Here is a 23153-nt window from a genome sequence, read left to right as displayed (position 1 = left end):
TGAATTATAATTGCCATGTTATACTTGTATTGGAATTATAATACATATATCTGGAGTGAGACAGCATTCCAGACAGGGGGACTTGATGATTTCATCTATTGTTTACATAGTGTTAGTAGTTGGGGGATTATTGTATTTAATCAAGAAAAAGAGTGATTCAGAAGCCTATTTTTCTTTAAAAATAATTGGCTATTATATATTAGGTGTATTTGCATTTAAATTTAATGGAATTGCCTTACCGCTTGGCTTTATCATTTATTTACTGTTTTTCCGACCTAAGTTAAATACGCCTATTAAACGTCAAGCAGCCATCTTTGGTTTCATTATATTTATAATCGTACAATGGATCACACCAATTGCTGTAGATAAATGGGAGAGCCGCACGATAAATCTTGAACATGAAATTGGTTCGGTATATAAGCTTAATTTTGATAAAGAGAACGATTTGGTTATGAAGAAATTGAAACTTAAAGATGGTGAAATTAAGCTCACAAATTTTAACTTGCAATATACTAAATCAGGCAAGCCGACAGAATTAAGCTGGGATTTAATTCAGCAAGATCACTTTGACATAGTATATTATAGTATTAATTATGTAGTGGATAAGAATAGGTATGAAATTTCTAAAAGTCATTTTGAAGCCTTGGATAATCTTATTTCTTTAGTAGATGCCAAGTATTTCTTTGTAAATATGAACGCGCTTAATATTGCAGACATTACAAATGCTAAAGGAAGTTTGTCTACTTTTGCGATACACAGCTTTGGCGAAAGAACGCAATATGGTTTTGCTGAAAATGAACCTCATGTTATTTCAAATGGAGAAATAAAGAAATTAGATGAAAAGCAGTTACCAGTTGAAGGTTTTTCTATCTCAACATATGCTCTGAAAAAAATGAGTGAAGAGACAGATGAGCAAGGTAATATTACTCAAGAGGGATGGGAAGGTACAGCAACAACTGATTATCTCTTTGATATAACTGCTGTTGAGGAAGAAGAAGAATTTTAGTAGTAGATTACCATATACAAAGGCAAACCTTTCAAAGGTTTGCCTCTCTTTATTATTAAACTGAGTTTCCATATTATATTAATTATGTAAGTTATTATTTTATTTTTTTACTAAATGATGATATAACTAGAAAGGTATTTATTTATAAGAGGTGAATAATGATTAATCAAATCTACTTACGAAGAAAAAACAAACTCATCCTAACCAAAGGCAATGAACATACGCCTAATCTCCATTACATAGCCACCATCTTAGCCAATTTTGAATCACTAGGCTACACATTTTCTAAATCTATCATTGATACACTATATACATATTCCGCAAACCAGCTTAATGAATTCTATTTATCCACCATCGATAATTTGAAAGAATTATTGGGTGCAAATAAGACCTATAAGCCAATGTATCCGAACTTTCCGCAGCAGGTGATGGAAGCGAGCGATGCAGAACTATTTGTAAACGCGCTTATACATTATTTGTCAGAGGGGACAATATTGCCTGAATATGAGCAACAGACAAGACTGCCGTTGTATGACAGAACAGAGCAAAAAGTGATAGCCCTTGGTTCGACTGACGATTTTTTGATGATTTTCCGAAACTTGCTTTCTTCAAAAACGTCCCTTTCAGCAACTGACAAGGCAGACTTGGAGTATGCCTTCTCAAGCTTTCCTGAAATGGCCGGGCAGCTTATACCGCGAGAAGTGCCTTTGAAGGAGAATATTGCTTTACTTGGAAAGTTATTATTGGAGAACAACTTAGATCATAAGATTCTGTTTCAATATGTTAAAACAGCTACAGATGTCCTGCGGATTGCTGTGTCTCTTTCGGATGGGGATGTCAGCTTAGCTGCAAGTACACGATTTAAGAGCTTTAAAAGAAAGGAGAGACGTTTACTTCTAACGCTTCTTGAAAACTGCGGCAATATCGAAGAGGATATGAAAAGGTATAAGAACAGATGGATTAGGTTAGGAGAGCGGCTCCATCCAGGAGAATATAAGCAATTTAAAAAGGCGAACGAAGCTTTTTTCAAGCTGAGAAATAATGAGCATATTCCTACATTTAATGGTCTTGTTGCAGAGGCACTGTGCACAAAGCGAATGGATGATGCTATGACTTTTTTGTCTGAAAGACCAGGTGAATTTGCGCGCAAGCTTGATCACCTATTAAGACTTCATCACCAGCCTGAGATTGTGATCGAGAATTTTAAGGCAATTGCTGAAAAAGTAGAAACGACGGTGCTGTTGCAAGTAAGAGAACATTTTAAAAACAGGAATGCAGGAAATGAAAAAAGATCATTTTTTCCTAAAGGAAATGTAGCGAAGATGTTTGTGATAGACAATAATCTCCCTGATATTGCAGAGGAAGTTTGTGAGGAAATTGTGTGCATTTGTGACAACAGTTTAATCAGTATTTATAAGCAAAAGGGTTCGATTGGAAAGGTTTATTTGGACGAAGCACTAAAAAATTATCTTGTGCCATTTTCCCAGCGCTCCGCTAATAAGTCGGTTAAAGCTGTTGTGAGAGGATCTAAGCTGGATGTGGCAGAGTCCATGAAGACAATTAGAACTTTTCTTTATTGGAAAGACGGCTCGAAAGATTGGGGCACAGATGTCGATTTATCCGCCGTTATGTATGATGAAGCCTGGGGATATTTGGAACATGTTTCGTATACGAACTTAAAATCAGCTAAGTATAAATCGAGTCATAGTGGTGATATTACTTCAGCACCAGCAGGCGCTAGTGAGTTCATTGATTTGGATATACAGTCGGTCCGTAATTTCGGCGGAAGGTATATTGTCTTTTCTATCCATTCTTTTAGCGGTGAGGCATTTAATGAGCTTCCAGAATGCTTTATGGGCTGGATGAGCAGAGAAAATCCTAATTCCGGGGAAATATATGAGCCAAAAACAGTCGAGAATAGAATGGATATTACATCTGATTCTAAGATATGTATTCCAATGATACTTGATTTACAGGATAATAAAATTATTTGGACAGATGTTGCACTTCGAACGGATCCATATTTTGCTAATAATGTAGAAGAAAATCAAATGGGAATGGTGTTGATGGGAAAGGCATTAACTTCACTTGTCAAACCGAATTTATATGATTTATTTAAACTTCATATTGAGGCACGAGGAGAGTTTTGTGCTACAATAGAGGAAGCAGATTTAATTTTCTCTGTTGATAAAGGGATTACTCCTTTTGATCTTGATCTCATTGTTTCAGAATATCTATAGTATGAATACATATTGGGCTATTATCTATCTTCCTTCTAACTCTTATATCTTGTAAATCGTTAGATGGATTGCTTTCCCAATTAATATAAAGGCTATGTTATACCTTCCTTCTTAAACTCTTAAGTTTTATCGAACTTAGGTATGGCAGTTTCCTTTATAAAGTCAGGCTTTATAATAAGCCTGGCTTTATTTATTGTTGTTAGGTGATTTATCCTAAATTATGAAACTATTTGGAATGTAAAGAAAAACCTACCAAAAAAGTGTATAATAGAAGTGAACTACATATATTTGATGCGGGTGGTGCTGGTCACTCTTTCCCTTATGGTGAAGGAGGTGAACACGCCAATGGATTTTCTAAAGACTCTGCTGGAGAATACTGTCACAGTATTTTTCACTGCTTTTGCTGCAGCTTACGCACAGCGCTTAGCGGGCAAAAGGAAAAAAGAGCAAAGAAGAACCACCCCGCGCCACAAACGTAAGGGTGGTTCTTCTCGCTAATCTAATATATTAGCCTGACCGCACCGCCCGATATGGCAGTAGTTCAGGGCCAAGGAGTTACCCGCTCCTTGGCTTTTTCTAGTTTATGCTTATAGTTACATATTATACCCAAGCTACTATTAATTCAAGCAAAACAGTATAGTTTATTTAATTTGCTGTTTAATATCATTCATGAACAAAATCGTTTTGTTAATGAGCGGCAGGAGAACTGTCGTGTGATCCTCTCCTGGAAATTCGAGAAATTCACTATCAAACTTAGCAGAAACATGTGTTTGAAGTTCATCATTAAGTTTCTTCGCTTTTTCATTCATTTGTGAAAAATGATCTCTTTCCAATTCTCCGCTTGTGATAAGGAGCTTCGCTTTCGGCTCAGTTTCCATAAACTTTTGCTTTGCCGTATTTAAAAAGTCTTCATTCCAATGGATGGAGGGGCTGCTTGCCACATAATACTGAAAGGAAGAAGACGAAGTAAATAATGCAGAAAGTACGAATAAACCGCCAAGAGAATGACCGACAATCGTCTGTTTTTCGGTATTAACCTCATATTTTTGTTCAATTTGGGGCTTAAGTTGTTTTTCAATAAAAGAAAGAAACAAGCTTCCGCCGCCCCCTGGTGGAAAGTCCCTGTCTATGGGATGGTAGGATAAGAAATCTATCTCAGGTGAGAAGGTATAGTCAAAATATCTACTGTCATTAAATGGTTCTGTTGTTTCATAACCGATGCCCACAATAATATGCGGTTTTTTTCCTGTAATCTCTCCCCGTCTAGTCTGCAGATTCATACTTTCTGTGAAACTGGCAAAGATAGAGTTTCCATCTAGTACATATATAAGTGGAAAACCATCTTCAGGCGCAGGTGAATCAGGAACAGATACGAATATTTTATATAATTGCTGATTTCCTTGTGACAAGATAGACCAGCATTCTGTATGCGGCAAGGTATATGGTTCTGTCTTCATACTTTCCTCCGTTTCATTTAAGTGCAGGCTATCTTTATTAATTGGTTAAATTTTGGTATTATTAATGAAAATGATTATCAATATCATCAAATATTTTAAAGGGAACTGGTGAGGAAAACAAGTGGCAATCATAAAAAATAATAATATTTGGAAAAATTTCTATTTAGACTTGAAGAGCATCAAGCGCATTCACAAGCAAAGCAAGGAAAATAAAATTACGTCTTATTTCGATTTAATATATATTCAGACTGGCAGAGGAACCATTACGATCAATAAAGAAGTGAAGCAATTTGCCAGCCACCAGCTCCTCGTCATCCCGCCAAGCAGTACATATAAACTTACATTTGCTAGTGATGTAGATTATTATCTTATTTCCTTTCAAGTTTTTCTGAAAGACAAGGAGGAAGAGATTCAGCCCTACTTAGACAGCTTGGCATGTATGCAGCAGCAGGTAATACCTTATCATCAAGAGGCGGCAGTACTAATAGAGGAAATGTATCGCCTTGAAGGGGAGGACACCCCTTACCTCCATTTTCTGCAGAGAGCCAGGCTTGATGAAGTATTCTTTCATTTATTGTCCTATAAAAAGCACGACACACCTAATGATACTCTCTTAGCAATCGAGGAAACAAAAAGGTATATGGAAGCTCATTTTCATGAACGCTTAAAGATTGATATGCTGGCACAGCAGGCAGAGCTTAGTCCTAAATATTACTCAGAAATGTTTAAAAAACAATACGGTATTACGATAAGCGATTATATTACGAGATTACGTGTAAATAAAGCTAAACAACTATTGCTGATGACAAAAGACAGCATTCGTTCTATTGCCAGTTCTGTCGGCTATGCGGATGAATTCTACTTAAGCAGAAAGTTTAAACAAGCTGTCGGCATTTCTCCATCGGCATATCGGGAGAAAAGACATAGAAAAATAGCTTCCTATGATTTCGCAACAACAGGACATCTGCTGGCGTTGCAAATACTTCCATATGCAGCCCCCATTCATCCGAAATGGACGCTTGATTATTATGAGCAGTACAAAGATGATATTATCTTCCATCTCGAGTCTTATCGAAAGCATACAGAATGGCGCAAAAACATTGTGAAGCTAAAGAGGGCAAAGCCCCATCTAATTATAGCGAAACAGGAAATAACTGCTGACGAAAAAGCAGAATTAGCTAAAATTGCTCCTGTCTTTTATTATTCAGAGCAGGACAATTGGAAAGATCAGTTTTTTCAGATAGCAGAATATTTGAACTGCACAAAAGAAGCAAAGGATTGGATGGATTTCTATGAAAATCAGGCATTAAGTGCATCTGCGCAGCTAGCTCCATATTTAAGCGGAAAAAAAGGACTAGTCATCAGTCTTTTCAAGGATAATTACTATTTAAACCGCTCTAGAACCATTATAGAAGTAATCTATGAAGAGCTGCAGATAGGCTCTGCACAAGAGAAAGACAAATGGAAGCATAATGAACAAATATCAATAGATACTGTTATGGAAATGCAGCCAGATTTCCTTTTAATGAATATACGCCAGGATGAGGAAACGCTAAAACATTGGGAGACTGTCAGGACATCGGTGCATTGGAACAATATTGAAGCTGTGAAACGCCAGCAAGTTTATTACATCCAATCAGATCCTTGGAATGAATGCTCTGCAAGCTCTCATCTTCGTGTTATTCATAATCTATTAGAATTGATTACGGAAAAAGTACAAGTAAATGAGAGGAAATAATCCATGTTCCAATAAAAGATAGTTTTGTATAATCCTAATTGAAAGTGGTTATCAATATCAATTAGACTATATAAAAGGGGAAGATCTTCGTGAAAAAATATGCATTTATTATAATGTTAGGTATCCTGCTTGTAATTGCAGCTGCCTGCGGAAAAGAAGAGTCTGCAGGTAGCAGTGAAAAACCTGCAGAGGAAGCAAGTGCTGATACGACAAAAACAATTGCATTTTTAGATAAAGAATATGAAATTCCAAGCAATAGTACTAAAATTGTTACAGCAAGTCAGGAAGCAATGGAAGATGCAGCTGTGTTAGGAGTTAAACCAGTAGGAGCAGTAGCAACTGGTGGCGAGTTTCCTGCATTTTTAGGAGATTCCATGTCTGAGGCTCAAGAAATTGGTGACAAATTCCAGCCGAGCACAGAGAAGCTCTTGCAATTAAAACCGGATGTCATTCTTGGAACAAGCAAGTTTCAAGCAGATGTCGTGGAAAGCTTAAATAAAGTCGCACCAATGATTCCGATTTCCCATATTTCTACTCATTGGAAGGATAATCTGCTTGTTTTGGCAGAGATTACGGGTAAAACAGCGGAAGCTGAAAAGTACATTTCTGATTACGAAGCAAGTGTAAAGGAAACAAAGACAGCAGTTGCGGAAAAAATTGCTGATAAAGAAGTTGTAATGGTCAGAATTCGCAGCGGTAGCATTTTTGTATACCCAGAGAGTGTGTATTTCAATCCAGTACTTTACACTGATTTAGGACTTACAGTACCAGAAGAAGTAAAAGCAGCTAAAGCCCAAGAACAAATCTCATTGGAAAAGCTGGCTGAAATGAATCCTGATTACTTGTTTGTGCAATTTGAGGAATCTGAAAATCAAGAGAATAAAGACGCTTTGAAGGATTTCGAAAGCAATGCTATTTGGACAAACTTGAATGCAGTTAAAGACGGACATGTATATGTAAATGCAATTGACCCAATGGCAGCAGGCGGTACTGCTTGGAGTAAAACAAACTTCCTAGCAGCATTTAAGAAAGAATTAGGGCTGTAAAATAACAGTACTTGTCCAGAACTCCTGGACAAGTACTAATTGTATATAAGGTGAATATGTATGTATCAAAAAAAACTGGCAACCCATTTAATTATTATATTATCTCCAATCTTGTTTGCGCTCGTTACGCTTCTTTCCATCCGATATGGTGCAACAGACACATCCTTTAAGGATATTTTTGCAGCTGTTTTCCATTATGATCCAGATAATATGCAGCAGACAATCGTGAGGAGTTCAAGAATACCAAGAGCAGTTGGTGCCTTACTGATTGGGATACTATTAGCTGTTTCGGGAGCATTAATGCAAGGCATCACAAGAAATTATTTAGCATCTCCATCCATAATGGGAGTGACAGACGGCTCTGCTTTTTTTATTACCATTTCATTTATCTTTTTGCCTAATTTATCTTCCTTTCAGCTATTATGTCTTTCATTTTTTGGATCACTGTTTGGTGTCGCACTTGTAATGGGCTTGGCAGCATTCGTGAAAAACGGCTATTCGCCAGTCAAGCTTGCGATAATCGGGACGATTATCGGAACTTTTTTAAGCGGTGTATCCTCCAGTCTCGCCTCCTATTTCCAAGTTTCCCAAACAATGAGCTTTTGGTATAATGCGAGGCTTCATCAAATCGATTCACCTTTATTAACGTTTGTTATTCCATTTGCCTTAGTTGGAATTATTATATCGATGTTTTTATCAAAATCAGTGACAATCCTGTCTTTAGGCAAGGATCTCGCAACAGGCTTGGGACAAAAGACAAGATGGATTCAGCTGTTATCTATGGCAGCTGTCGGCTTAATGACAGGAATATCAGTGGCATTAGTCGGGAAAATTGGCTTTATCGGACTGATTATTCCCCATATCACAAGATATCTTGTCGGAAGTGACTATCGGGCCGTTATCCCGTGTGCCGGCATATTAGGCGGAGTATTTTTAGTTTTCTGTGATGTGATCAGCAGGTTTGTCAATTATCCATTTGAAACACCGATTGGCATCATTACATCCTTCATCGGTGTTCCTTTCTTTCTCTATTTAATTAAGCGAAAGGGAGGAGGCGATCAGCGTGTTTAACAAAAGATTTTACATAACCGTATTTGTTCTGCTTGTCCTTATCCTAGCAGCCGGTTATTACAGCATCACAAATGGCGTGTATCCTATCACCTTCTCGCAGTTTTATGAAAGTTTGTTCCGCATACGTCCGCAGGAGGATATTGATTTAGTACTATTTGAATTAAGGCTGCCAAGACTTGTGCTTGCCTTGCTGATTGGCTTTGGCCTTGGTGTTGGCGGTGCGGTCCTTCAAGGCATTACAAAAAATGGACTTGCAGATCCGGCCATTCTTGGTATAAACAGTGGAGCGGGAGCTTTTATTGTTGCATATATGCTCCTTTTTCAAGGAAATTTCTCTGGCGATCAGCTCCTGATGAAGCTGTTAATGCCACTGATTGGTTTAATCGGCGGATTGTTTGCTGCTACGATTATATTCCTGTTAGCATGGAACAGAATTAGCGGCCTTGATTCCCAAAGGCTGCTCTTAACAGGAATTGCAATCAGCACAGGGTTTGGATCACTGTCCATGTTTCTGTCTCTAAAGATGAAAGCACAGGACTTTGAAATGGCAACTGTTTGGCTTAATGGGACCATCTATAATGCTACATGGACATATGTCATTTCCATACTTCCATGGTTTTTACTTGTCGTACCCTTCATCCTCTTTAAAGCTTACAAGCTCGATTTATTCCGCCTCCAAGAAAATGTCATGAAAGGTCTTGGCATACAAGTGGAGAAGGAGAAGTGGCTGTTGATGGCAGGTGCCGTTATATTAGTAAGTTCATGTGTGGCAGTTTCCGGAAGCATTGGATTTATTGGACTAATCTGTCCTCATATCGCTAGGCTTCTAGTTGGATTGAAGAACCGTCATTCCTTGATAGTTTGCGGGCTTGTCGGCATGCTGCTTTTGACAGTAGCTGATTATATCGGCAGAAGCGTTGTCGCACCGGCAGAAATATCTGTAGGTATTATACTAAGCATTATCGGAGCACCATATTTCATCTTTTTATTAGTAAAAGCAAAAGTTTAGGAGGCAAGAATGGAAGAGTTAATTGAAAAAACAGTTGGCGGCAGGAAGCTGTACATCTGCTTGCCTCCAAGCTACTATCAAACAGATCAGCATTATCCTGCCGTTTATGTGCATGATGGACACTATTTATTCTCCAGTAATTTGGCTAAGTTAAAAGAGTCTTATCAAGTAAATGAAATCAAAGAAGTGATTCTTATTGGAATGGAGCCTGTTGATAGACTTCGTGAATATACTCCATGGCCTGCGGAGAGTTTAGTACCAGCCTTCCCAGATTTTAAGGGGGAAGGAAAAGAATATTTGCATACTTGGGAAGAGTCTATTAAAGCATATATAGATAGTCAATTCCGCACAATACCTGATATGAAGGAAACGGGTATGCTCGGAGCTTCTTTAGGAGGACTAATTACGCTGTTTGCCTTGTTTTCTACCAGTGAGGTAATCGGGAAGTACGGTCTACTATCCCCATCCTTATGGTTTCCAAATATGCTCGAATTTTTAGAGAATGAAGAGTGCTCTCCTGAGAAAAAGAAGCTGTATTTATATGTTGGCAGTGAAGAAGGAAAAGGAAAAACGAATATACAGCAGGAAATGGTTCAGTCTGTGCAAAATGCGAATGGCATCCTTGAACGAAAGGGATTTTCTCAGCAGCAGCTGCTTTTTGAAGTAAGGCAAGCTGCTAATCACCAGCGGGAATACTTTATTGAGCAATTTATGGTGGCATTGCGCTGGCTATATAAGAAATGAACCGATGCTTTTTAAAAGCATCGTTCTTTTTTGTATAAAAATTTAAAAAAGCGCTTTCAAAAAGTGTTTGACGAACGAGTTAGAGGGTGTTAATCTAATAACGACCAATTAATTAGTTCATTAAACAAATTAATTATGGCATCATCAGTTAGTTTGGTCTAGTGTGTTTTATGAAATGTAAGGGGTTACAAATAGTGAAGCAGAGGGGAGGAATAATGTTTTTCTATGCTAACAACGGATTGAATGTTCATAGCTTACAGCACATCTAAAGATAATTGCATAAGCACCGACTGATTTATTTGAAATTTCCGTCTTATAATTACAATTCTGTTGGAGGGATAATGATGGCTCAAACAAACAGAGAGCTAGTAATACCAGATGTAGACAGGAAAGTACAAAAATTTGGAGTTAAAGATCAGTTAGGTTATTTATTTGGTGATTTTGGCAATGATTTCTTTTTTATACTAGTAGGTTCGTTTTTAATGGTGTATTACACAGATGTCTTTGGTCTAAGTCCTGCAATGGTAGGAACGATTTTCCTTATTGCGCGTCTTTGGGATGCAGTTGCAGACGTAACATGGGGCCGTTTTATTGACACGAGAAAGCCAAGTAAAAATGGAAAGTTCAAACCATGGATTTTCAGAATGTCTTTTCCTCTCGTGTTTTCAGGAGTGTTGATGTTTATACATATTCCCGGCATGTCAACAGGCTTTTATGAAGCATATGCCTTTGTGACATATATTTTATGGGGAACATTGTATAGTACGGTAAACATTCCTTACGGATCAATGGCTTCTGTCATTACAAGTGATCCTGTCGAGCGTACGTCTCTGTCAAGTTTCCGAACAATGGGGGCAACTTTAGCTGGGTTAATTGTAAACGTGATAGGACCGTTAATTGTATTTGTCGATAATAAAGCAGATCCTAGCCGTTTTTTTATGGCAGCCATCATTTTTGCAGTTCTTTCACTATCCTGTTATATGGCATGTTACAAGATGTCAACGGAACGTATTACAGAGACAAGAAAGGAAGGCAAAACCTCGCTGAAACGGACATTACAAGGGGTAGGGAAAAACAAGCCGCTTCTGATTATCCTTATTGCTTCACTCGTTTTTATTATGAGCTCTATGTTAAAGGGAGCTGTTGATGTATATTTGTTCAAAAATTATTTTGATAATGCAAAAGCATTAAGTATTTCAGGGCTTATTGCGACAGCTGCCATGTTTATTGCGATAGTAATTGCAAAACCGCTAGTTGCAAGATTTGGGAAAAAAGAAGTGGCAGCAGCAGGCTTGCTGCTTTCCGTAATAGATTATTTGCTGCTCTATTTCTTATCAGATATTAGCGCTAGTCAATTCCTTGCAATCTCTGCAGTTGGAATGTTTGGTTTTTCGTTCTTTGGGATTGTTGTTTGGGCATTTGTCACAGATGTAATTGATTATCATGAATTCATAACAGGCATGAAGGAAGATGGGACGATTTACTCTATTTATTCATTTGCTCGAAAGGTAGGGCAAGCAGTTGCAGGTGGATTAGGTGGAACGGCACTTGCTGCAGTTGGTTATAGTGCGTCATTAGACGTGCAATCAGAAAGCACGTTGCAGGGCATTCATACCCTTGCGACATTGTTGACAGCAAGCTCTTTATTTCTAGTTTTCTTGCTGCTTGTATTCTTATACCCGCTCAGCAAAAAGAAAACGCTACAGCTTGCACAAGATCTTGCTGATAGAAGGAATGCTGCTAAATAAATATGGGAAGGATAGCTGGATTGCAGCTATCTTTTTTTTGCCAAAAGCAAACGAAGCCCCAACTTAGGTGAGGCTTCGTTTAGTCTTAAGCATTGCTTTCAAGAGAAAAATTGAGCATTGGCACATCGAGAAAGTTTTTTATTGCTAATGCACACGCACCTAAAACTACAGCACCTTTTCCTAATGGGGAGATTAACAGCCCTTGATAATGGCTGGTGGAAGAGGTCAGATTCGCTTTAATTTTTTCGAGCGAATCAGGATAGATATGCAGCAATTCACTTTCCAGCACAAGTGTATCAGGATTGTACATGTTAATTAAATTATTCAGACCGATGGAAAGGTAGTAAAGAAGCTGTTCCATTAAGTCAATTACCTCTTGGTCGCCGCTTTCAATCCAAGCTTGGATTTGGTCATACGTTAAATCCTCCAGATTTCTGGCTGAAGAAAGCTGTTCAAATATACTTGCTTCAGAAGCATACTTCTCCCAGCAGCCCATGTTTCCACAATTACAGGGCTTTCCGCCAGGAACGATAATCATATGGCCGGCTTCCCCAGCGAAGCCATCATACCCACGGAAAAACTCATCATTCATCATCATACCGATGCCAATACCAGAGTATAGAGTTGTACACAATAAATAGTCAGTTTCATGGTGCTGATAGACCCTTTCTGCAAAAGAACAGAGATTAGCATTGTTCTCTATATATAAAGGAATGTCTATTTCCTTTTTTAAATCTTCTTTCAGATGGATGTTGCTCCAGTTAAGCCGAGGGACGAAATGTATAATTTCATCCTTTGATACTAATCCGTGAATAGCAATCACAATACCGACAATTCCATATTCGCTTACAGGCGTATTTTCTTGGAAATTCTTTATCTCCTCTATGAGGATATGTAAAATCTTAGCGTAATCATTGGTTTTCAATTCAACAGATTTAGTGGAAACTGGCTGGCCGAGAAGGTCTGAAAGAATGAAGGAGATTTTGCCGCTATCCAAATCAATACCAAGAGCAAAACCTGCACTTCCATTTAAGGAAAGCATAATTGGTTTTCGGCCAACTGAATTATGCTCAAGCTGTGTCTCGACAATTAAACCTTCCTCTAAAAGATCAGCCACTTGAACAGAAATGGTCGCTCTCGTTAAATCTGTAACCTTAGACAAATCTGCTCGTGAGATCATACCTTCTTTAATAATATTTCTTATAATTGAGGAGCGATTAATTCTTTTTATGTATGCTGCATCACCAGTAATCATGTGATCCTCCATTGGTTTTATATATTGATATATTTAATATTAGACTACCCTTATTATACCAGCAACATTTAACAAAACCTCTGTTAAATCTGTAATCTGCATTGACTAACAAATTTAAACATGTTACATTATGTGTGGAATTAATTTGTTTAGTGAACAAATTAATATAAAATAAAATGTAAATGCTTACAATAACTTGAGAAAACATATGAATGGGAGAGGGGAGCATATGAAGAAATTTCTAGATAATGATTTCTTATTAGATACGAATACGGCAAAACAGTTATATAAAAATGCGGCTACCAGTTTACCAATTTTTGATTTTCATTGCCATTTAAATCCGCAAGAGGTTTGGGAAGATAAAACATACGAGAATCTGACAGAGCTATGGCTTAGTGGAGACCATTATAAATGGAGAGTCATGCGTATTCATGGTGTGGATGAACATTTTATTACTGGAGATGCCAGTGATTGGGAGAAGTTTAAGGCTTGGGCTGAAACAGTGCCATACCTGATTGGCAATCCTTTATATCACTGGACACATATGGAACTAAAAATGTATTTTGGTATTGATCAACTGCTTAGTCCACAAACAGCCTCTGAGATATATGAACAGTGCAGCCAATTGCTTAAGACATCGCAATTCACTGCAAGAGCATTGATAAGAAGATCAAATGTTACATTTATCGGAACAACAGATGACCCCATTTCCCCGTTAACATACCATCAATTATTGAATAATGATGAGACATTTAAAACGATCATTGCTCCTACTTTCCGGCCTGATGGGGCACTATTTATAGAAAGACCAGCATTTAGTGAATGGTTAAAAAAATTAGCAGACGCTTCTGGAATTCAGATTGATAATTTAGACGGCTTATTAGCTGCATTGAAAGAGAGAGTTGATTTTTTTCATCAAAATCGCTGCTGTGCATCTGATCATGATATCCCTAAGATGGAATATATAGATGCGAAAAAGGAAGAAATTGACAGCATCTTTCAAAAAGGTATGAAAGGTATCGAGCTGACAGAAGAGGAAACAGGATGCTATCGTTCCTTTTTGTTAAAAGAGCTAGGGAAAATGTATGCGGAAAAACAATGGGTCATGCAATTACATATAGGGGCGATGCGCAACAATAACACAAAAATGAAGAAGCTTATTGGACCAGATACTGGTTTTGATTCAGTCGGAGAAGCTAATCATGCGCAAGCGCTGGCTGCATTTCTTGATGAACTTGACCAGGAGGATGCTTTGCCGAGAACCGTTTTATACAATCTTAATCCAAAAGACAATCCCGTACTTGCCGGCATGGTTGGAAATTATTCAGAAAAGGGTGTGTCAGGAAAAATTCAATTTGGTTCAGGCTGGTGGTTCAATGATCATATCGATGGTATGGAAAGGCAAATGAAGGATCTTGCGAATGTAGGGATGTTGAGCCATTTTATTGGAATGCTGACAGACTCACGGAGTTTTCTCTCATATGCCCGCCATGATTATTTTCGCAGGATTGTATGTAATCTTTTCGGTAATTGGGCAGAATCCGGTTTGGTACCGTACGATATGGACCTGCTTGAGGAAACAATTAGAAACATTGGATTTCAAAACGCAGAGCGATACTTTTTAGTAAGGTAATTGTTAGCATGCAGGGTGTTTCTAGAAATTTTACTGAAGCTGCTTTTAAAAAAGCAATTTCAGTAAAAAAAACAGCAGATTTCAGCATTTTTAGAGAATGTATTATTTTCCAGAAAGCAATACAATAGAAACAGGTTCTTACTTTAATAAAAAAATGATAACGCTTACCAAACGGGGTGGTTTTAGCTGGAGCAATGGATAATGGCCTATTACAGGATGCGAGGAATGGAGACGGCAGGCTTTGAGTTTCATTCACATCACGAATACGAGATATATTTTTTTCACTCGGGAGACTGCAAATATCTAATAAATAACCGGATTTATGAACTGCAGCCGGGAGATATTTTATTGATGGACGGATTAACATTGCATAAACCGAATCCATCATTAGAAACCCCCTATATTAGAAGTGTCATTCATTTTTCACCAGCTTATTTACAGGAAATTTTGCATGTGCTTGGAATGGAAGCTTTGCTGGACCCCTTTCGAAAACTGAACAACTGCCTCCTTCGAACAGGCTATGATAAGTCAGCAAAGCTGGTGGAAGAGAAAATGAGTCAAATCAGTAGCCTATTTGCAATCCATCATAAACAGGAAAATAATCAACCAGACATATTAGAGGCAGAAGTGAAATTAGAACTTGTACAGCTGCTTGTAGAGATTTACAAAATGAGCAAAAAAGATTTACAGATGTTTCCGGCAAAAAGACCAGAAAAGGAAATTCATGCCGAGATGATAGCATCGTGGATTGATGAGCATTTTACGGAAAAAGTCAGTTTAGACAGATTAGCTAAAGAACGAAATTTAAGCAAATATTATACATCTCATGTCTTCAAGGAAATTACGGGGTTTACGGTGATGGAGTACTTAATGGGCTGTCGTCTTAATCATGCCAAATATTTATTAGAAGTGGAGCCACATCTTCCATTATCTCAAATTGCGCAGAAATCAGGCTTTGAAAGTATTTCTCATTTTAGCAGGTACTTCAAAGAAAAGGTAGGAAACACGGCAAGAAATTATCGAGCACTAAAGACTGGCCAAAAATAGTTAAGGAGGCTTTATAAAGATGAATAACCTATTGATTTCAGGGTTTTCAGATGAGATTTCAGCTGACTTTAATACACAGCTTGAGGTAGTTAAAAAGCTTGGCATGCATTATATATCCTTGCGTGGAATTGACGGAAGAAATATTGGTGATTTTTCGGTAGACGAAATAAGGGATGATGTTTTACCCCGTTTGCAAAAAGCAGAAATCGGTGTTTCGTCTATAGGATCTCCAATAGGCAAGATCCTAATTGATGACGACAGCGGCTTTGAAGAGCAAAAGCAAATGCTCCACACAATATGCAAGATTTGCAGCTTGCTTGATTGTAAGTATATCCGAATTTTCAGCTTCTATATTCCGAAAGGGGAAGAAGCAGACAAATATCGAGAGAATGTTATTAGTAAATTAAAGGAATTTGCTGCAATTGCTAAATCATATGATATTATTTTGCTCCATGAAAATGAGAAGGATATTTATGGGGATATTGGCCGGCGCTGTAAAGAGATTTTGCATGAAGTAGGCTCAGCTTCTTTTAAAGCAATTTTTGATTTTGCTAATTTTGTACAGTGTGGTGAGGAACCAAAAGAATGCTATGACCTTTTGAAGGATGACATCGTCTATATTCATATAAAAGATGCAGTATCAGAAACTGGACAGAATGTAGTATGCGGTACTGGGCAAGGCAGAATTCCAGAAATATTGGAACTGGCAATGGACGAAGGCTATCAGGGATTTTTGACACTGGAACCGCATCTTGTGTTATTTGATTCGCTAAAGGACTTGGAGCTGGAAGAATCGCTTCACTTTATCGAAAACAATGAAGCACTTACAGGAGCGAGTGCCTACAAGCTGCAATATGAGTCATTGCTAGACATTCTTAACCAAATTACAAATAAGGAGGAAGTATAATGGGCAGCAAAGTGAGATTAGGTGTTATTGGGTTAGGAGCTCAAGGAGGAGCATATGCTGACTTTTTGGCAGAGGGGCGAGTCGCAAATATGGTGCTAGGGGCGATTTGTGATATTGATCCAGCGAAAAAGACAGCAGCAGCTGAGAAGTTTCCTGGTATTCCTTTTTATGATAACTATATTGACATGCTTAAAGGAAGTGAGATAGACGCAATCGTCACATGCGTTCCTCATTATCTTCATCCTGAAATGGCGATTGAAGCATTAAAAAGAGATATTCATGCACTTGTTGAAAAACCAGCAGGTGTTTATACAAAACAAGTCAAAGAAATGAATGATTTTGCAGCAACAAAACCGGAATTAACCTTTGGGATTATGTTTAATCAACGGACAAATCCACTTTACCAAACTTTAAAGAGTTTAATAGATACAGGGGAAATTGGCAACATCCGCCGCACAAACTGGATGATAACAACATGGTGGAGGCCGCAAGGATATTATGACCAAGGAGCATGGAGAGCCACTTGGAATGGTGAAGGCGGCGGTGTCCTTGTCAATCAGGCGCCCCATCAAATTGATTTGCTGCAATGGATTTGCGGGATGCCAAAGAAAGTTTATTCTAATGTGAAATATGGATTTCAGCGCAATATTGCTGTGGAAGATGAAGTAACTGCATTGCTTGATTACGGAAATGGTGCGACAGGTGTGTTCATTACTTGTACACATGATGTAATAGGGACGGACCGTTTTGAAATATTGGGAGACAAGGGGAAAATCGTTGTTGATGACAGTCAGAAAATAACGATTAAACGCCTTGTTAAACCAGAGTCAGAAATGAGTGCTACTATGAGCATGCATGAGGTGACAAAAATATTTATGGGCGGCAATACACAAGAGCTCTATTCAGAAGAGGTGCTAGAATTCGAGAGTGTTTGGGGAGAGCAGCATATCGCTGTTTTGGAAAACTTTGCAGCTAATATTATAGACGGCACGCCGCTCCTTGCCCCTGGCTCTGATGGAATCAATGGGGTTGCACTGGCAAATGCCATTCATCTGTCGAGCTGGTTAGACAAAGAAGTAGAGCTGCCAATTGATGAAGAGGTATATCTAGCTGAGTTAAACAAAAAGATAGAAGCGGAAAAACTAAACCCAATTAAAAGCTGACATGGGTTGCAGGAGGGGAGATTGGAATGCTGAAAGCAGCGGTAATTGGACTTGGTGATATCTCAAAAATTCATCTTGCCGCCATACAGGCAAACCCAGATGTGGAATTAACGGCAGTATGTGATGTAGACCCGAAGTGTAAAGCAATAGTGCCTCATGTGAATTTTTACGAAGATTATGAAGCAATGCTGGCAGAGGAAGTGCTGGACTGTGTACATATTTGCTTGCCGCACTATCTTCACTATCCTGCAACAGTAGCTTGTGTGGAAGCGGGCATTAATGTCTTTCTCGAAAAGCCTATCGCATTGACTCATAAAGAGGGTTATTCCTTAGTGGAACTAGAAAAAAAACATAAGCATGTGAAAATCTGTGTGTGCTTACAGAATCGGTACAATAAAACAGTTGAAGTGCTGAATGAAATGGTTGAAAGCGGCCATTATGGTCCAGTTCTGGGAATAAAGGGGCTGGTTACATGGAATAGGCCAAAGGCTTATTATGACGTAAAACCATGGCGAGGCAAGATGAAGTATGCCGGCGGTGGCGTGATGATTAACCAATCGATTCATACTTTAGATTTAATGCAGCTCCTCGGGGGAGACATAGATTCAATCAGAGGATCAATCGATCAATTACTTGATTATGAAATAGAGGTGGAGGATACAGCAAGTGCTCATATTCAATTTGCCAACGGTGCCACAGGGTTGTTCTTTGCGACGATTTCAAATGAACGAAACTCCAGTGTAGAGCTGCAAGTCACATTTAAGGAAGAAAAATTTACGATAAAGGACAGTATTTTAACAAGAGCTGATGAAGAGAATAAAAAGATAGAATTAGCAACAGATGACAGACTTACTGGGACGAAGTTCTATTATGGAGCGAGCCACGCTAAGCTGATTAATCGGTTCTATCAATGTATTGCATCAGACAGCGACAAGTATACCCATGTGAAGGACGCCTTTATGTCCATGAAAATGATTGATGCAATCAGGCAATCATCAGAAGAAAAAAGACGTGTCAGAATGGAGGAGCTAAATTGATGAAAAGCGGAAAAATAGGTGTTCAAATGTTCAATTTAAAAAATAAAATAGAAGAATTGGGCGTCTATGAAACAATGAAAAAAATTCATGAGCTGGGCTACCGCTATGTAGAAGTCACACAAGTTCAAATGACAGAGGAAAATGTGTCTGAATTGAGAAGAGCAAGCTTAGACTTTAATATCAAAGTCGCAGCGATCAGCGCTCCCCTTGATTCAATGCCAGGGAGCCAAGGTGAATCTTTAACAGCAGATTTTGATAAGATTGTCAGTGATTGTATAACATTAGATTGTAATTTTATTAGAATTGGTATGATGCCTGTTAATTTAATGGGAGATAAAATCAAGGCGATGGAGTATATTACCGAAGCTGAAAAGATGGCCGAACGGCTCAAACAGCATGGAATAGAGCTGTATTACCATAACCATCATATTGAGTTTGAGAAATATGACGGGAAGTGCCTGCTGGATATTATGAGAGAGCAAACGTCCAATCTCGGCTTTGAACTCGATGTTCACTGGGCCCAAAGAGGAGGAGCAAACCCGATAGATGTCATCAATCGTTTTGCCGGGCGTGTCTCACTCATTCATTTAAAGGATTATCGCATCGGACCAATTGATTTAGGAGATTTAAGGGATATGTCCGATTTCATGAGCAAATTTACAGGTAATATTGAATTTGCTGAGCTTGGCACAGGCAATCTGGACATTAAAGGGATTATGGAAGCTGGAATGAAAGCAGGAGTTCAATATTTTTTGATTGAACAAGACGACACTTATGGCAGAGATCCATTTGATTGCCTTAAAGATTCAGGAGACTATTTAAGACAATTAGGGTATGCAGATTTGTTCTGATAATCGGAACCTCATGCTTAATTAATAGTTAGAGGTCCTAAATCTTGGGACTTCTTTCTTCTTGGTTTTAGTTAGACATCGGATTTAGCATCTAATAAATGATTGACGCAAATTTCCGATAATGATAATATACATTTAATTAATTAGTTTGCTAAACAAATTAATATTTACGTACCAATAGATTCTAAAATTAATATATTTTTAAGTAGAAATGGAAGGGTTTACAACGCAGTGGGCTAAGGAGTGATGTAGATGGGTATTCTTGAAGAATTATTAAAAGACATACCAGTCCCAAAAATGGCAAAAGTGAAGGTTTCATTTGATGATAGCAAAATAGATGATCTCGGTTCCGTCTTAATGAAGAAGTTACAAAGTGAGCAAATAGTAAAAAATATTAAACCAGGCATGGAAATAGCCGTTGCTGTCGGAAGCAGGGGGCTAGATCGAATCACCGAGCTTACTGCTGTAACAGTGAAATTTCTCAAAGGTTTAGGTGCAAAACCTTTTATAGTCCCAAGCATGGGCAGCCATGGTGGAGCAACGGCAGAGGGCCAGAGAGCCGTTCTCGAGCATCTTGGTATTTCGAAAGAATCAGTAGGAGCAGAGATTCGTTCCTCCATGGAAGTAGAGCAGGTCGGCAAATTAGCAAATAGTTTACCAGTATATGTAGATAAATATGCCTTGCAAGCAGACGGCATCGTGGTGATTAACCGCATCAAGCCACACACAGCCTTTCGTGGACCTGTTGAGAGCGGCATTATGAAGATGATAAGCATTGGTCTGGGCAAACAAAAAGGTGCTGAGGCCTGTCATCAAATGGGATTTAAATATATGGCAGAAAACGTTCCTGCCATGGCAAAGGTCATTATGAAGAAAACCCCCTTTCTGTTCGGTGTAGCGACAGTGGAAAATGCATTCGATAAAATAGCCACGGTGGAAGTGCTGACACCAGAAGAAGTGATTGAAACGGAGCCTGCCTTGCAGATAAAAGCAAAGTCATTATTGCCTAAACTTTTTTTTGACCAGCTTGATGTCCTTGTGATTGATGAAATCGGCAAGAATATTAGCGGTGACGGAATGGATCCCAATATTACTGGCCGCTATCCTACGTCATATGCATCAGGCGGCCCAGATGTAAACAAGATGGTTGTGCTAGATGTCACTCCACAATCAGAAGGAAACGCGAATGGTGTTGGAACGGCAGATTTCACCACACAACGTTTGCTCAACAAGATGGACAGAGAAGGGACGTATGCTAATGGCCTGACCTCCACTGTTGTAGCACCAACAAAAATTGCCACAACATTGCCAAACGATAAAATGGCTCTTCAAGCAGCAGTGAAAACATGCAATATCTTAAACTTTCACGATGTTAAACTTGTTCGCATTAAAAACACCTTAGTATTAAGTGAGATTGAAGTATCTGAAAGCTTACTTGAATATGTGAACAATCATCCTAATATGGAGCAAATTACTGGCCTTTATGAAGTTCCTTTTAATGAGCAAGGCAATTTATTTTAGACGATGAGGAGAGAAATTGATGTCAACACTATTTGATTTAAGCGGTAAAGTGGCGGTTGCAGTAGGAGGAAACGGTGTGTTAGGATCCTCGATGGCAAAGGGCTTGGCAGAACATGGTGCAAAGGTAGCGATTGTTGGCCGCAATTTAGCTAAAGCAGAAGAAATAGTCCACGAAATAATCCAAAACGGCGGCGAGGCAAAAGCATTTTTTGCAGATGTTTTAACAAAGGACTCACTCTTAAAAGCAGCAGACGAAATAGAACAATGGGCTGGCTGTTGGGATATTCTTCTTAATGCACCTGGCACTAATAGTGCAACACCTTTTTTTGAGATTGACATGGATGAATGGGATCGAATCATGGATGTTAACCTAAAAGGGATTGTGTTAACTTGTCAGATTTTTGCTGAGAAGATGATAAAACATGGCAAAAAGGGCAGCATTATCAATATCTCTTCTGTTTCTTCCACAACACCCCTCTCAAGAGTATTCACATACTCGGTTTCAAAGGCAGGGCTCAATAGTGTCACCCAATTTTTAGCTCGTGAATTTGCTCCGTATGAAATTCGTGTCAATGCTATTATTCCAGGTTTTTTCCCGGCAGAGCAAAACAAAAAGATTCTTGATCAAGAAAGGATAGAAGACATAATGAAGCATACGCCGATGAAACGATTCGGGGAAGCAGAAGAGCTTCAAGGTACAGCGGTTTGGCTTGCCTCTGATAAGGCGTCCAGTTTTGTGACAGGCGCTTTGATTAGGGTAGATGGCGGATTTGGAAGTATGACAATCTAATGAAAGAGCGTATCAATGCTTTTGTAAAAAAATCTAGATTAGGAAGGGTGCTAAAGACATGCCTGCAAAAAAATATGAACTTCTAATGTCTATACTTCAGGAAATGAAAACGGTTGTTGTTGCATTTTCAGGAGGTGTGGACAGTACCTTTCTATTAAAAGCAGCGGTAGATGCTCTAGGAACAGAAAATGTTCTTGCAGTAACCGCAGACTCCGAAACATACCCGACAAGCGAGTTGGAAGAGGCGAAGTCACTTGCGGTACATATTGGTGTTAAACATATCATTATAGAAACCTCTGAATTAGCGATTCCCGGTTACTCGGAAAATACAAAAAACAGATGTTATTTTTGTAAAAGCAGTTTGTTTGATCATCTTATTCCAGTTATGGAAGAGGCAGGATTTAACAATGTCATCTATGGGGTCATCGCTGATGATAGGAATGAATTTAGACCAGGCATGAAGGCAGCAAAAGAAAAAGGGATTCGGGGACCGCTTCAAGAAGCAAATTTGTTTAAAGCGGAAATCCGCGAGCTTTCGTATGAGCAAGGACTGCCGACTTGGAATAAACCATCCTTTGCATGTCTTTCCTCAAGAATTGCCTATGGCGATAGGATCACAAAGGAAAATCTTACAAAGGTAGAAAAAGCAGAAGCATTTCTAAAAACACTTCAAATCCGTCAAGTGCGAGTCCGCACCCATCAGGATATCGCCAGAATTGAGGTAGAGCCAGATGATATGAGGAACGTACTGGAAAAAAACAAGTTTATCGTGAGTGCATTGCAGGAATTCGGCTACAAATATATTACTTTAGATTTAATAGGCTACCAGAGTGGCAGCATGAACAAGACACTAGCAGTAAAGGATAACTCAAACTTTTCTATTTAGAAAA

Annotated in this window: 20 protein-coding genes; 18 read left to right on the top strand and 2 right to left on the bottom strand. The window is 38.6% G+C overall.

The features are described 5' to 3' along the window. Positions 1 to 85: 85 nt before the first annotated feature. From L8T27_RS23160 to L8T27_RS23150, 3 genes are all read left to right on the top strand, one after another. Positions 86 to 1006 carry a hypothetical protein gene (locus tag L8T27_RS23160; RefSeq protein WP_237943237.1) on the top strand — a complete coding sequence of 307 codons (921 nt, stop codon included), beginning with the start codon at positions 86 to 88 and terminating at the stop codon, positions 1004 to 1006. Between the two features lie 158 nt (positions 1007 to 1164). Further along, a complete protein-coding gene (locus L8T27_RS23155) occupies positions 1165 to 3246 on the top strand; it encodes a TerD family protein (RefSeq protein WP_237943235.1) in 2082 nt (693 codons plus the stop codon). Positions 3247 to 3591: 345 nt separating this feature from the next. Then, positions 3592 to 3744, top strand: a complete 153-nt coding sequence (locus tag L8T27_RS23150) for a hypothetical protein (protein ID WP_237943233.1) — start codon at positions 3592 to 3594, stop codon at positions 3742 to 3744. A 143-nt stretch (positions 3745 to 3887) separates the two neighbouring features. On the opposite strand, the gene L8T27_RS23145 is transcribed toward L8T27_RS23150, so the two are convergent. After that, positions 3888 to 4703 carry an alpha/beta hydrolase gene (locus L8T27_RS23145; protein ID WP_237943231.1) on the bottom strand — a complete coding sequence of 272 codons (816 nt, stop codon included), beginning with the start codon at positions 4701 to 4703 and terminating at the stop codon, positions 3888 to 3890. 121 nt (positions 4704 to 4824) lie between these two features. Here L8T27_RS23145 and L8T27_RS23140 point away from each other — a divergent pair, with 121 nt between their 5' ends. The 6 genes from L8T27_RS23140 (at position 4825) to L8T27_RS23115 (ending at position 12059) form a co-directional block, all read left to right on the top strand. Next, on the top strand, positions 4825 to 6441 hold the full coding sequence (locus L8T27_RS23140) for an ABC transporter substrate-binding protein (RefSeq protein WP_237943229.1): 1617 nt from the start codon (positions 4825 to 4827) through the stop codon (positions 6439 to 6441). 89 nt (positions 6442 to 6530) lie between these two features. Continuing rightward, positions 6531 to 7487 carry an iron-hydroxamate ABC transporter substrate-binding protein gene (locus L8T27_RS23135; RefSeq protein ID WP_411229604.1) on the top strand — a complete coding sequence of 319 codons (957 nt, stop codon included), beginning with the start codon at positions 6531 to 6533 and terminating at the stop codon, positions 7485 to 7487. A gap of 60 nt (positions 7488 to 7547) precedes the next feature. Then, complete coding sequence (locus L8T27_RS23130) at positions 7548 to 8558, top strand: FecCD family ABC transporter permease (protein WP_237943227.1); 1011 nt, start codon at positions 7548 to 7550, stop codon at positions 8556 to 8558. A gap of 13 nt (positions 8559 to 8571) precedes the next feature. Then, complete coding sequence (locus L8T27_RS23125) at positions 8572 to 9567, top strand: FecCD family ABC transporter permease (protein WP_237944188.1); 996 nt, start codon at positions 8572 to 8574, stop codon at positions 9565 to 9567. A 9-nt stretch (positions 9568 to 9576) separates the two neighbouring features. Next, positions 9577 to 10311, top strand: coding sequence for an alpha/beta hydrolase (locus L8T27_RS23120; RefSeq protein ID WP_237943225.1), 735 nt, complete (start codon positions 9577 to 9579; stop codon positions 10309 to 10311). Positions 10312 to 10652: 341 nt separating this feature from the next. Next, complete coding sequence (locus tag L8T27_RS23115) at positions 10653 to 12059, top strand: MFS transporter (protein ID WP_411411380.1); 1407 nt, start codon at positions 10653 to 10655, stop codon at positions 12057 to 12059. A gap of 85 nt (positions 12060 to 12144) precedes the next feature. Here L8T27_RS23115 and L8T27_RS23110 read toward each other — a convergent pair whose 3' ends face one another. Further along, positions 12145 to 13314 carry an ROK family transcriptional regulator gene (locus L8T27_RS23110; RefSeq protein ID WP_237943223.1) on the bottom strand — a complete coding sequence of 390 codons (1170 nt, stop codon included), beginning with the start codon at positions 13312 to 13314 and terminating at the stop codon, positions 12145 to 12147. A gap of 229 nt (positions 13315 to 13543) precedes the next feature. Between L8T27_RS23110 and uxaC the strand changes: the two genes are divergently transcribed. The 9 genes from uxaC (at position 13544) to larE (ending at position 23149) form a co-directional block, all read left to right on the top strand. Further along, complete coding sequence (gene uxaC, locus L8T27_RS23105; RefSeq protein WP_237943221.1) at positions 13544 to 14947, top strand: glucuronate isomerase; 1404 nt, start codon at positions 13544 to 13546, stop codon at positions 14945 to 14947. Between the two features lie 201 nt (positions 14948 to 15148). Further along, the gene (locus L8T27_RS23100; RefSeq protein ID WP_233314840.1) at positions 15149 to 15994 is read left to right on the top strand and encodes an AraC family transcriptional regulator; all 846 of its coding nucleotides are present in this window, start codon (positions 15149 to 15151) and stop codon (positions 15992 to 15994) included. Positions 15995 to 16013: 19 nt separating this feature from the next. Then, on the top strand, positions 16014 to 16901 hold the full coding sequence (locus L8T27_RS23095; protein WP_237943219.1) for a sugar phosphate isomerase/epimerase family protein: 888 nt from the start codon (positions 16014 to 16016) through the stop codon (positions 16899 to 16901). Continuing rightward, positions 16901 to 18064 (top strand): Gfo/Idh/MocA family protein, encoded by a 1164-nt coding sequence (locus L8T27_RS23090; RefSeq protein WP_237943217.1) that lies wholly within the window; start codon positions 16901 to 16903, stop codon positions 18062 to 18064. Before L8T27_RS23095 ends, L8T27_RS23090 begins: the two co-directional genes overlap by 1 nt. A 26-nt stretch (positions 18065 to 18090) precedes the next feature. Beyond that, on the top strand, positions 18091 to 19101 hold the full coding sequence (locus L8T27_RS23085; RefSeq protein WP_237943215.1) for a Gfo/Idh/MocA family protein: 1011 nt from the start codon (positions 18091 to 18093) through the stop codon (positions 19099 to 19101). Further along, complete coding sequence (locus L8T27_RS23080; RefSeq protein ID WP_237944187.1) at positions 19101 to 19952, top strand: sugar phosphate isomerase/epimerase family protein; 852 nt, start codon at positions 19101 to 19103, stop codon at positions 19950 to 19952. The genes L8T27_RS23085 and L8T27_RS23080 overlap by 1 nt, the downstream gene beginning before the upstream one ends. 252 nt (positions 19953 to 20204) lie before the next feature. After that, on the top strand, positions 20205 to 21473 hold the full coding sequence (locus L8T27_RS23075) for a nickel pincer cofactor-dependent isomerase, group 22 (protein WP_237943213.1): 1269 nt from the start codon (positions 20205 to 20207) through the stop codon (positions 21471 to 21473). Positions 21474 to 21492: 19 nt separating this feature from the next. Next, positions 21493 to 22263 (top strand): SDR family oxidoreductase, encoded by a 771-nt coding sequence (locus L8T27_RS23070; protein ID WP_233314845.1) that lies wholly within the window; start codon positions 21493 to 21495, stop codon positions 22261 to 22263. 58 nt (positions 22264 to 22321) lie between these two features. Further along, entirely contained in the window at positions 22322 to 23149 is an 828-nt protein-coding gene (gene larE, locus L8T27_RS23065; RefSeq protein WP_237943211.1) for an ATP-dependent sacrificial sulfur transferase LarE, read from the top strand. Positions 23150 to 23153: the final 4 nt, after the last annotated feature.

This window comes from Niallia sp. Man26, from assembly GCF_022049065.2.
In the GTDB taxonomy this organism is placed as follows: domain Bacteria; phylum Bacillota; class Bacilli; order Bacillales; family Cytobacillaceae; genus Niallia.
Note: the sequence above shows the minus strand (reverse complement) of the source record. Positions and strands in the feature narration are given on the sequence as shown.

What these genes read in the sequence shown, in the direction of transcription:
- L8T27_RS23160 (WP_237943237.1), top strand. Translation starts at nt 86, where the DNA reads ATGATTTCATCTATTGTTTACATAGTGTTAGTAGTTGGGGGATTATTG.
- L8T27_RS23155 (WP_237943235.1), top strand. Translation starts at nt 1,165, where the DNA reads ATGATTAATCAAATCTACTTACGAAGAAAAAACAAACTCATCCTAACC.
- L8T27_RS23150 (WP_237943233.1), top strand. Translation starts at nt 3,592, where the DNA reads ATGGATTTTCTAAAGACTCTGCTGGAGAATACTGTCACAGTATTTTTC.
- L8T27_RS23145 (WP_237943231.1), bottom strand. Translation starts at nt 4,703, where the DNA reads ATGAAGACAGAACCATATACCTTGCCGCATACAGAATGCTGGTCTATC.
- L8T27_RS23130 (WP_237943227.1), top strand. Translation starts at nt 7,548, where the DNA reads ATGTATCAAAAAAAACTGGCAACCCATTTAATTATTATATTATCTCCA.
- L8T27_RS23120 (WP_237943225.1), top strand. Translation starts at nt 9,577, where the DNA reads ATGGAAGAGTTAATTGAAAAAACAGTTGGCGGCAGGAAGCTGTACATC.
- L8T27_RS23115 (WP_411411380.1), top strand. Translation starts at nt 10,653, where the DNA reads ATGATGGCTCAAACAAACAGAGAGCTAGTAATACCAGATGTAGACAGG.
- L8T27_RS23110 (WP_237943223.1), bottom strand. Translation starts at nt 13,314, where the DNA reads ATGATTACTGGTGATGCAGCATACATAAAAAGAATTAATCGCTCCTCA.
- uxaC (WP_237943221.1), top strand. Translation starts at nt 13,544, where the DNA reads ATGAAGAAATTTCTAGATAATGATTTCTTATTAGATACGAATACGGCA.
- L8T27_RS23100 (WP_233314840.1), top strand. Translation starts at nt 15,149, where the DNA reads ATGGCCTATTACAGGATGCGAGGAATGGAGACGGCAGGCTTTGAGTTT.
- L8T27_RS23095 (WP_237943219.1), top strand. Translation starts at nt 16,014, where the DNA reads ATGAATAACCTATTGATTTCAGGGTTTTCAGATGAGATTTCAGCTGAC.
- L8T27_RS23090 (WP_237943217.1), top strand. Translation starts at nt 16,901, where the DNA reads ATGGGCAGCAAAGTGAGATTAGGTGTTATTGGGTTAGGAGCTCAAGGA.
- L8T27_RS23085 (WP_237943215.1), top strand. Translation starts at nt 18,091, where the DNA reads ATGCTGAAAGCAGCGGTAATTGGACTTGGTGATATCTCAAAAATTCAT.
- L8T27_RS23080 (WP_237944187.1), top strand. Translation starts at nt 19,101, where the DNA reads ATGAAAAGCGGAAAAATAGGTGTTCAAATGTTCAATTTAAAAAATAAA.
- L8T27_RS23075 (WP_237943213.1), top strand. Translation starts at nt 20,205, where the DNA reads ATGGGTATTCTTGAAGAATTATTAAAAGACATACCAGTCCCAAAAATG.
- L8T27_RS23070 (WP_233314845.1), top strand. Translation starts at nt 21,493, where the DNA reads ATGTCAACACTATTTGATTTAAGCGGTAAAGTGGCGGTTGCAGTAGGA.
- larE (WP_237943211.1), top strand. Translation starts at nt 22,322, where the DNA reads ATGCCTGCAAAAAAATATGAACTTCTAATGTCTATACTTCAGGAAATG.